The following is an 8,489-nucleotide window of genomic DNA, read 5'->3' on the forward strand; positions in this document are numbered from 1 at the left end:
ATGGCACTTGTCATGAATGACGAAAACGGAGCTCTCCAGCATCGCCGCGGGTTCATCGGCCGCGATCTTATCGGAATAGCGGTGATCATAGCCATTGGCGCGGTTGGCTATTTCGCCTTCCCCGATAATCTCGCCCTTCTGACCCGGATGATCACGATCGCGCTGCTCGTCCTGTCGCTCGATCTCGTGACCGGTTATTGCGGCGTCGCGACGCTCGGCCATGCAGCACTTTTCGGCTCCGGCGCCTATGCCGCCGGGATCCTGTCGGCGCATTACGGCATCAATGACCCGCTGCTGATGATGCTTGCCGGCGTTGCCGGCGGCGCGGTTGCCGGACTGCTCTGCGGAGCCATCATCCTGCGTGCGCATGGGCTGCCGCAGCTGGTGCTGTCGATTGCGCTGATCAACCTCTTCCATGAATTCGCCAACAAGGCCTCGTCCTGGACAGGCGGCAGCGATGGTCTTTCCGGCATTGCGCCGGACCCGGTCTTCGGCCTCTTCGAATTCGATCTCTACGGTCACACCGCCTTCTTCTTCGGAATGGCGCTGCTGCTGATCGTCTTCGTGCTGCTGAGATTCCTGGTTCGTTCGCCCTTCGGCATGCTCTGCCGCGCCATCAAGCAGGATCCGCTGCGCGTCCGCGCCATGGGCGCTTCGCCGAAGGCAGCTCTGATCAGGATGTACGCGATCTCCGGCGCCGTTGCCGGTGTCGGCGGCGCCTTGAACGCGATTTCGACGCAGGTCGTCGGCCTCGACAGCCTGTCTTTCACGCAGTCGGCCGAAGCGCTTGTGATGCTGGTCCTCGGCGGCACCGGTTCTCTCTTCGGGGCACTTTCCGGCACTGTCATCTTCATGCTCTTCGAGGACTATGTCTCCGCCGCCAATCCCTTCCATTGGCTGACCATGGTCGGCGCGCTGCTGATTGCCGTCGTGCTCTTTGCGCCGAAAGGCCTCTACGGCACGGCCGCAGCCTTCGTTAGCCGCCGCAGGGAGCAGCGCTCATGAGCCCGGTCTTCGAAGTCGCCAATCTCAAGAAAGCCTTCGGCGGCCTTGCCGTGACCAATAATGTCTCGCTCACGATGTCGCCTGGCGATCGTATCGCGCTGATCGGCCCAAACGGCGCCGGCAAGACCACCTTCGTCAACCTCGTGACCGGTAATCTCTCTCCCGATTCCGGCGAGGTTCGCCTCGGCGGCGAGGTGGTGACGAAGGTCGATGCGATCGGCAGGGTCAGACGCGGCCTTGTCCGCTCCTTTCAGGTAACCCGGCTCTTCCAGGACATGACGCCGGCCGAACATGTGGGACTTGCCGTCCTCCAGCGCGACGGAAAGACCGGGCACATGTTCGGCAATTTCCTGCGTATGCCCGGCGTCATGGCGGAGGTCGATGATCTCCTCGGCAAGCTCGGGCTGGCTTTCCTGATGCATCGCAAGGTCAGCGAAATCGCCTATGGCCAGCAGCGGCTTCTCGAGATCGCCGTGGCGCTGGCATTGAAGCCGAAAGTCCTGCTGCTCGACGAGCCGGCAGCCGGCGTGCCGCAGAGCGATACCGGCCGCATCGAGCAGGCGCTGGCCGATCTGCCCGCCGATCTCGCCGTGCTGATGATCGAACACGACATGGACCTCGTCTTCCGTTTTGCGAAACGCGTCATCGTGCTGGCATCAGGCGCGATCATCTTCGACGGCCTGCCTGAAGACGTCACCAAGGACGCGCGCGTGCGCGAGGCCTATCTCGGGAGCTATGCCAATGCCAGCCATATCACTTGAGGTCGAGAATCTGTCGGCCGGATATGGGCCGACAAAAGTGCTCGAAGGCATTTCCTTCGCCGTGCCGGCAGGTGCACGGCTTGCCGTGCTCGGCCGCAACGGCATGGGCAAGACCACGCTGCTCGCGACGCTTGCCGGGCAGACCAGGCGATACGAGGGCAGCATCCGCCTCGGGGATTCGGATGTCACGACGGCACCGAGTGCTGCACGCGCGCACAAGGGCCTCGGATATGTGCCGCAGGCGCGCTGCGTCTTCCCGACGCTGACGGTCGAAGAGAACCTCTTCGTCGGCTTGAAGGCGCGACCGAAAACGGCGCTGGAAGAAGCCTATGCGATGTTCCCGCGCCTGAAGGAGCGCCGCCGCAACCTCGGCAGCCAGCTTTCCGGCGGCGAGCAGCAGATGCTCTCCACGGCCCGCACCATTCTCGGCCGCCCCTCCGTCCTGCTGCTCGACGAACCGCTGGAGGGCTTGGCACCCGTTATCTGCGAGGAACTTATGGCGGCCTTCACCGACCTCGCCAAGACGGGAGACATGACCATCGTGCTGGTAGAGCAGCGCATCCAGAGCGCGCTCGATTTCGCCGATCAGGTCGTCATTCTCGAACGCGGCAGACTGGCCTGGACCGGAACGCCGGAGAACCTCACCAGGGATCACGAGGCTGTCGAGAGCCTGCTCGGGGTCGGCGGCCTGCATTGATGGGATGGTCGGCAGAAGCTCCGGCTCTGCTGATTGCTCCCCTTTCGCCTTCAAGATTGCTCTTGGCGCGCCGAGCAATTCATGCAGTATATCGTCATGACGACGTCATGATTGATCCGCCATTATTATCCTGCCTGAAAGTTTTCCGCTGGCCGAATTGATGGATCGCCTGAAAAGGCGAGCAACACCATGATCGATGAAGCGGCAGCAACGTAAGACAAGACGTAAATCCTGGTTCATAAACAGGATCGACGTTTATGCCGCTCCCTTTACCTGAACCGTTGAAGTGTAATCGACCGGAATGTGTGGCGTTGACGGGCGGAATTGCTTTGGCGCTCCCTCAATTTCGGTTGCCAGATACCCTATAGGGTTGCATAGTCGAACAGAAAATCACATGGGAGGTAGAAATGGCAAACCACAAGCCAGTCGCAGGTGATGTATACCAGCCTATTTTCAACATCGACAACCCGATCGACGGCAACATCCTGGACAATACCAGTTCGGTGGATGCCGACGGAGATCAGGTGCGTCTCAACTTCGTCAATGGACAGCGAATTCCGCAACCAGCCGATCCGAACGGGCCTGCCACGACCACCACAGTCGAGGGAAAGTACGGCACTCTGACCGTCTATTCCAACGGCAACTACACCTATGAGCTCGATCCCACCAACCCGGTGGTATCAGCGCTCGGCCCGGGAGACCAACTCGTCGACCAGTTCAATTTCAAGATCTCGGATGGCAAAGGCGCCACCGACTTCGGCTTGCTCAACATCGCGGTCGACCTGCCGGAACGCGGCGACGTCTTCGTCAATTTCGAGGATGTCGGCAACCACGACTTCCCGACGGGCTACAAAGGCTTCGATTGGGGCGCCTGGTACGATGGTGACGACGCGACTGTGCGGCAGGAAGCGGATGGCAACCACTATCTGGGAGGAGGCGTGTTCTGGACACCCATCCAAGCCGCCGATGGCGGCAACTTTCAGATCGAGCAATTCAGTGTCGCAAACGGCACATCGGACTACGACAACGTTCTGACGATCGAAGGTAAGCTGGACGACGATACCGTATTCTTGGTCACGGTCAACGTCACCGCCGACAGCATTCATGACCCGCAAGTGATCGATCTCAGCGCCTACGGCGAAATCGACTATCTCGTGCTCGACACCGAACCCGTCATCACAGAGACGAGCGGCCCGGATTATTACGGCGCGCAATACGACAACTTTCATTTCATCGTTTGATTGATGGGGAATGGGCGCCGCATCACCGAAATCTGTGCACCTTCATCGACTGCGCTCTGCGGCGCCTATCTGGGTACCAATTTCTTGCGATAGCTGACGGGCCTGCATCTTGCTAACATTGGATCGTTCGAGGGGGGAGCGATTATGCTGGGATGGAGGAAATGATGCAGCCAGTCGGGATCAGGTTAGCGGCGGTCATGTTCTCGCTCGCCGTATGGGCTATTATTATCGCTGTCGCATCCCACCTTTGGGCGACGAAGATGCCTCTGTTGCTTCTGACGCTCTACAGATAGGCCCGTCCTCGGAGTGAGCGCACATCGTGAAGGATCAGGGGCGCAACTGGTTTTGTCCCCTCGCCGCCATATTTGGCGCTCCTAAATCACCGCTCACTGTTTCACCGACGGGGGAACGTAAGTTCAATGACACCGGAAGAAAGAACGATCCTTAAGGCGCTGGCCGCCATGTGCTTTCAGTACCTGGACGACGGTCGGGACGGGCTGGTTCACAAGTCCATGAGCGCCGGCGAAGGCGCGGTAGAGGTGCTTGCATCCTATGGCCTGGTAAAACCGGAAGCATGGGGCGGCGTCTGGACCGATGAGGGCCTCCATCTTTTGGACGAAGATTGACCTTCCATGAGTTGGTGGGGTGCCTCAATCGGCGCCGACCGGCTTGCCCTAGTTCAACACTCTCAATCCTACTCCCCGCGCGGGAAATAGAACGGGGCGCTTTGCAACGCGCCGACAGTGCTGTTGGCAAGCTCCACATACAAAGTCGGTTATTTGCGTGAGGTTATCATCCATGACCCGGCTCTCCGTTTGGGCAAAGTCGATGAAGATGTCCAGCCACCATTCAACCGGCAGGTCGTGGGCTTCTCAAGATTGATTTTTAACAATGAGAGCGAAGGAGGCGAACGACGAGAATTCAAGCTTGTTCTTATCGCCGAACCATTGGCAATAGACGGTGTCACCGTCAATGTCCGATTCTACTTCGGTTACGGTCATTAGTGGACCGCCCGACTTCAGCTGCACTACCCAGCCTTTTTGCATTTTTACCACGTTTTCCGACATTGGTTCGTCCTGGGTTTGATTTGTTGGTCGATGCATCACTCGCACCACGCGAAGTCAATGTCGAGATATCCCGGAGGTATTTCACAGGTTGTGCTACCGCTCCGTCGGTTTCGGGTCGTGATACTCGATCTTTATCGGGATGTCGGTCATTGCGTAGTGGACGAACTGGTCTCCTAGCGCTGTCAGCTCGTAGTATTCGCTATCATCGAAAGCTGATTTATGAACGTTGCCAGTGCTGGTGCTCCGCGGGCGCGAGGAGTTTTTTATGAAGTTGCCAGCGTAGTCGACTTCTCGATGCTGTCTGATAATACCGCCGGTGGAGAGATCGCGTATCAAAAGCTTGAATAGGTCGGCTTCCGGCGAGTCCTCCCTGACTGGTGCACGCCCTAAAGCCTGCCATATCCTGCCGCGAGTAATCCCGTTCTGGTTATAGATTTTGCCGATTACGGTTAAGTGCAATTCCGAGAAGTTTTTGATCCAGTCCATGAACAAGCGGATAACATCGTCACTGCAGACTGTTGAGGACGCGGCATTAGCTAGGAGATTGCGGACGAAACTCCGCTTATCTTCGCTTTCTGCTCCCGCCCAATCACGGAAGGATTTTCTAAGTAGCGATTGAAATTCGGGAGACTGAATGCGATCCGCAATCTTTTCATCATGAAGATCAAGACGCTGCATAATCTCAAGGATTGTCTTCTCTTTTTCGCCCATCTCAGCACGCAGCATATCGATCCAGTGGCGGAAGAAATCGTTCGCGCGCTCTTGTTCGTGCTCACCCCAGGCGCCCGCCGCTGCAGAGATAAGGCCGCCAGCGAAGGGTATCATGCCGCCGGCGGCGTTCAGCGCCCCGCGGATGTACTTGCCGCCCTTGGCGCCCTCTGGGAAATCCTTATCTTCCTCGTCGCTCATGCTGATCGCTGCGAATCGTGGGACACGTGAACCAAAGATTGCACCACGCAGGCGCGATGTCGAGGCAGCAAAAACTATCCACAGGTTGCGACGCAAAGTCATAGAAGATGGTTGAACGCAGGCTAGATTTGGCTCAGTAGTCAACGGCACAAGGTTGAGGAGAAGATGAGTCATGAAAATTTGCGGCGTTCAGATTAAATCTAAAGACGCCTTGTTCGCGCTGGTCGATAATGCAGGAAATATTCCCGCTCATGTTGTCTCATCTACTAAGAAACTTACCTTGGGTAATGATGAGGAAACAGCATCCCTAGAATCGTTTCTCCATTCTGCAAAGAACTTCTTTCGTGAAAACGGCGTGGAAAAGATCGTTATTAAAATTAGGCCAGGCGGTCACATGCAGGCATCACCGGTGACCTACAAAATCGAGACACTTCTTCAACTTGCCTGCCAACAAGTCGTTTTCATACACGATGCGACAGTCAGAGCCGCCCTGAAGAAAACCAACTCCATCGCCTCTCCGCAGACATGCCTCACCTATCAACGGGATGCCTATGAAGCCGCGGCGGCGCATTTGTGGTCGCTGGACAGAAAATAATGCCGATAGACTACTCCACATTTCCGGCCGAGATTGTTCCCACAATACGCTCGCTTGAGAAGGATATTGATTTTGAGAGAGCTAGCGAAAAGGGCGCCAATGGCTACGTCCTGTTCGGCCAAAACCGTCTTTTAGAACGAAGCGTCGTTATAAAATTTTACTTCTGGGAAAATGGCGACCACATAGAACCTAAACGACTGGCACAATTGGAACACGACCATGTAGTGAAAATCTATGATGCTCAGTCAATCGATGACGATTACGCGTTTTACATGATGCGTCATTGTGATGGCGGTGACATCGACAATCATCTGTTTGCGGGAAAAATTGGACTTATCAAAGCTACCGACCTCACTACGCAGGTGGCATCGGCGGTGAGCTTTTTACACGCTGAAGGTTTTCTCCACCGGGATCTGAAGCCGGAGAACATATTTTTGGACAATGATCGCTGCGTGATCGGCGATTTCGGTTCAGTCGTTGAACAAGGTGAAACTGGATCAGCGGTATCTTTGACGAAACATTCTTTGCTTTACAGGCCCCCGGAACTCTTCGTAGCGAACACATATTACAGGGCTGGCGACGTCTACCAGTTGGGAATATTCTACTACCAAATGCTAGGCGGTTTTCTCCCCTATGGTGAACGTGACTGGCTGTCGGTCAAGGAACAGATAAAATACGACGAACTGCAAGGATATGAACAGCAACTGTTTTCCGCGAATGCCATTGAGAAGAAAATCAAAGCTGGTCGTCTGCTAGACTACGACAGCTTGCCTGCTTACGTGCCTAAAGCGCTGGTGGCGATAGTTCGGAAGGCGACCAGGGTTGTGTATGCGGACAGATACGACACCGTGGCTGATTTCTGCGCTGCACTGACGAACGCGCGAGCCGCGATCCCGGATTGGACCGAAATCGATTGGCCCACGCTCCGAAGAGACAACAAGACAATCCGGCTCGTTAAGGAAAAAGCAGACTGGGTGATCGAGAAAGATTCTGGGACGGGATGGCGGCGAGATCGAAAAAATTATTTCACGTCTTTTAGGAAAGCAGTTGAGCACGCTGAAGCGATTTGACAACTTAAATAACTTGGAACATAAAGCGAACAAGCGAGGAGCGCACATGAGCACGAAATTTATTGTTGTGTCATTCGGCATGATCGCTGCGGCTGTCGCCCCACAACGAACGATTCCAGCCTCAACGGATACTGGCGCGCTGCGAATCGCAGCAGCAATTGCGCCGCGCTGGGCAGGTGTAGCCGCCTACGCTGTCGAAGTTAATGAAGATACTGGGCTCGCCGCAGCGCCGCGTTTGTTAAAGAGCTTTGGAAAAACCGCTGAATTGAATCCGGCCTAAAGACGGACAAAAGCCCGCCGAGCTTGGGAGCTCGGTCGCTTGACTTCCCGTTGGGTTTCGCGCAAAAATTGCTCGCGGCTACCAACCGAAGCGGACTCACCACCCGCGCGCATTCCACCACAGTAGGAGACGAAGCATGGCAACGGTTTTAACCGGCCGACTTCGCTCGGCCTATTTGTGGAGTATTAGGCAGTGCGTGAACGGATTGAAAATCTCATTGAGCAACTAATCGAACTGCTGGACCGTCTCGACGGCGATCCAGATATTGAGCTCGATCCAGCGGAAGACGGAGTAGCCGACTTCGATGGCTTGATTGAGCAGATCGCACTTCCCGGCTTCCGCGAGGTAGCCGTATGAAGCGGGCCGTCATTCTCGAAATTAAAGAACTAGCCGCTGGTGCTGGCGCCATCAGTTGGGAGCTTGTCCGAGAGGGCAAGCATCTGATCATCGATTTCCGATTCCCCGACCAGATAGTCCGGCAAGTCGTTGCCGCTACTCCATCTGCCCCCTCGGCTCGTCGAAATGAGGCGGCATGGCTGAGGCGGCAGGTCAGAATTTAGCGGTTCACCGATGGCCGGCGCGATCACCACCTGCGCCAACACAAGCAGCGCGCCTTACTCGCAGACGAAAATTAGCCCTCAATCTCGAGAACGCTGGTTCTGTTCCGAATTCGAGGCGTGGGCCGCAGGATGGCGGAAGTCGAAGGCATGAAGCCTTGCCGTCGTCGGATTCACCGGCCGGGGGCTTTTCCGTTTCTAGCTGAATGCTAGAGCCTTTCAGGTTTTGACGGAAGCGTATCCGGCATTGGCGAAGTAGTTGCTGCATTCGTTGGGCTCGATGGTTGTGACGAGGTGTCCGATGTGG

At 56.2% G+C, this 8,489-nt stretch carries 11 protein-coding genes and 1 pseudogene; 10 read left to right on the forward strand and 2 right to left on the reverse strand.

What is annotated here, in order from left to right; genetic code table 11:
• From G9X68_RS31155 to G9X68_RS31175, 5 genes are all read left to right on the forward strand, one after another.
• Positions 1 to 1,005, forward strand: a complete 1,005-nt coding sequence (locus G9X68_RS31155) for a branched-chain amino acid ABC transporter permease (protein WP_171605661.1) — start codon at positions 1 to 3, stop codon at positions 1,003 to 1,005.
• Positions 1,002 to 1,766, forward strand: a complete 765-nt coding sequence (locus tag G9X68_RS31160; RefSeq protein WP_171605662.1) for an ABC transporter ATP-binding protein — start codon at positions 1,002 to 1,004, stop codon at positions 1,764 to 1,766. Before G9X68_RS31155 ends, G9X68_RS31160 begins: the two co-directional genes overlap by 4 nt.
• Positions 1,747 to 2,463, forward strand: coding sequence for an ABC transporter ATP-binding protein (locus G9X68_RS31165; protein WP_171605663.1), 717 nt, complete (start codon positions 1,747 to 1,749; stop codon positions 2,461 to 2,463). The genes G9X68_RS31160 and G9X68_RS31165 overlap by 20 nt, the downstream gene beginning before the upstream one ends.
• A 407-nt stretch (positions 2,464 to 2,870) precedes the next feature.
• Complete coding sequence (locus G9X68_RS31170; RefSeq protein ID WP_171605664.1) at positions 2,871 to 3,704, forward strand: VCBS domain-containing protein; 834 nt, start codon at positions 2,871 to 2,873, stop codon at positions 3,702 to 3,704.
• 419 nt (positions 3,705 to 4,123) lie between these two features.
• Positions 4,124 to 4,330 carry a hypothetical protein gene (locus tag G9X68_RS31175; RefSeq protein WP_171605665.1) on the forward strand — a complete coding sequence of 69 codons (207 nt, stop codon included), beginning with the start codon at positions 4,124 to 4,126 and terminating at the stop codon, positions 4,328 to 4,330.
• A gap of 246 nt (positions 4,331 to 4,576) precedes the next feature.
• On the opposite strand, the gene G9X68_RS31180 is transcribed toward G9X68_RS31175, so the two are convergent.
• On the reverse strand, positions 4,577 to 4,771 hold the full coding sequence (locus G9X68_RS31180; RefSeq protein ID WP_206679924.1) for a DUF2158 domain-containing protein: 195 nt from the start codon (positions 4,769 to 4,771) through the stop codon (positions 4,577 to 4,579).
• 93 nt (positions 4,772 to 4,864) lie between these two features.
• A complete protein-coding gene (locus tag G9X68_RS31185) occupies positions 4,865 to 5,854 on the reverse strand; it encodes a hypothetical protein (protein WP_171605666.1) in 990 nt (329 codons plus the stop codon).
• On the opposite strand from G9X68_RS31185, the gene G9X68_RS31190 reads away from it, so the two are divergent.
• The 5 genes and pseudogenes from G9X68_RS31190 to G9X68_RS32130 form a co-directional block, all read left to right on the forward strand.
• Complete coding sequence (locus G9X68_RS31190; RefSeq protein ID WP_138387527.1) at positions 5,853 to 6,275, forward strand: DUF3010 family protein; 423 nt, start codon at positions 5,853 to 5,855, stop codon at positions 6,273 to 6,275. The two genes, G9X68_RS31185 and G9X68_RS31190, sit on opposite strands and share 2 nt — an antisense overlap.
• Positions 6,275 to 7,345 carry a serine/threonine protein kinase gene (locus tag G9X68_RS31195; RefSeq protein WP_171605667.1) on the forward strand — a complete coding sequence of 357 codons (1,071 nt, stop codon included), beginning with the start codon at positions 6,275 to 6,277 and terminating at the stop codon, positions 7,343 to 7,345. Before G9X68_RS31190 ends, G9X68_RS31195 begins: the two co-directional genes overlap by 1 nt.
• On the forward strand, positions 7,323 to 7,625 hold the full coding sequence (locus tag G9X68_RS31200) for a hypothetical protein (protein ID WP_171605668.1): 303 nt from the start codon (positions 7,323 to 7,325) through the stop codon (positions 7,623 to 7,625). The genes G9X68_RS31195 and G9X68_RS31200 overlap by 23 nt, the downstream gene beginning before the upstream one ends.
• 192 nt (positions 7,626 to 7,817) lie before the next feature.
• Positions 7,818 to 7,982, forward strand: a complete 165-nt coding sequence (locus G9X68_RS31205) for a hypothetical protein (RefSeq protein WP_171605669.1) — start codon at positions 7,818 to 7,820, stop codon at positions 7,980 to 7,982.
• Positions 7,983 to 8,240: 258 nt separating this feature from the next.
• A pseudogene (locus G9X68_RS32130) lies at positions 8,241 to 8,336 on the forward strand (sunset domain-containing protein); the annotation flags it as partial.
• Positions 8,337 to 8,489 lie beyond the last annotated feature (153 nt).

Source organism: Rhizobium changzhiense, assembly GCF_013087625.1.
Classification (GTDB): Bacteria; Pseudomonadota; Alphaproteobacteria; order Rhizobiales; family Rhizobiaceae; genus Rhizobium; species Rhizobium sophorae.

What these genes read in the sequence shown, in the direction of transcription:
- G9X68_RS31175 (WP_171605665.1), top strand. Translation starts at nt 4,124, where the DNA reads ATGACACCGGAAGAAAGAACGATCCTTAAGGCGCTGGCCGCCATGTGC.
- G9X68_RS31195 (WP_171605667.1), top strand. Translation starts at nt 6,275, where the DNA reads ATGCCGATAGACTACTCCACATTTCCGGCCGAGATTGTTCCCACAATA.
- G9X68_RS31180 (WP_206679924.1), bottom strand. Translation starts at nt 4,771, where the DNA reads ATGTCGGAAAACGTGGTAAAAATGCAAAAAGGCTGGGTAGTGCAGCTG.
- G9X68_RS31170 (WP_171605664.1), top strand. Translation starts at nt 2,871, where the DNA reads ATGGCAAACCACAAGCCAGTCGCAGGTGATGTATACCAGCCTATTTTC.
- G9X68_RS31185 (WP_171605666.1), bottom strand. Translation starts at nt 5,854, where the DNA reads ATGACTCATCTTCTCCTCAACCTTGTGCCGTTGACTACTGAGCCAAAT.
- G9X68_RS31165 (WP_171605663.1), top strand. Translation starts at nt 1,747, where the DNA reads ATGCCAGCCATATCACTTGAGGTCGAGAATCTGTCGGCCGGATATGGG.
- G9X68_RS31190 (WP_138387527.1), top strand. Translation starts at nt 5,853, where the DNA reads ATGAAAATTTGCGGCGTTCAGATTAAATCTAAAGACGCCTTGTTCGCG.
- G9X68_RS31155 (WP_171605661.1), top strand. Translation starts at nt 1, where the DNA reads ATGGCACTTGTCATGAATGACGAAAACGGAGCTCTCCAGCATCGCCGC.
- G9X68_RS31160 (WP_171605662.1), top strand. Translation starts at nt 1,002, where the DNA reads ATGAGCCCGGTCTTCGAAGTCGCCAATCTCAAGAAAGCCTTCGGCGGC.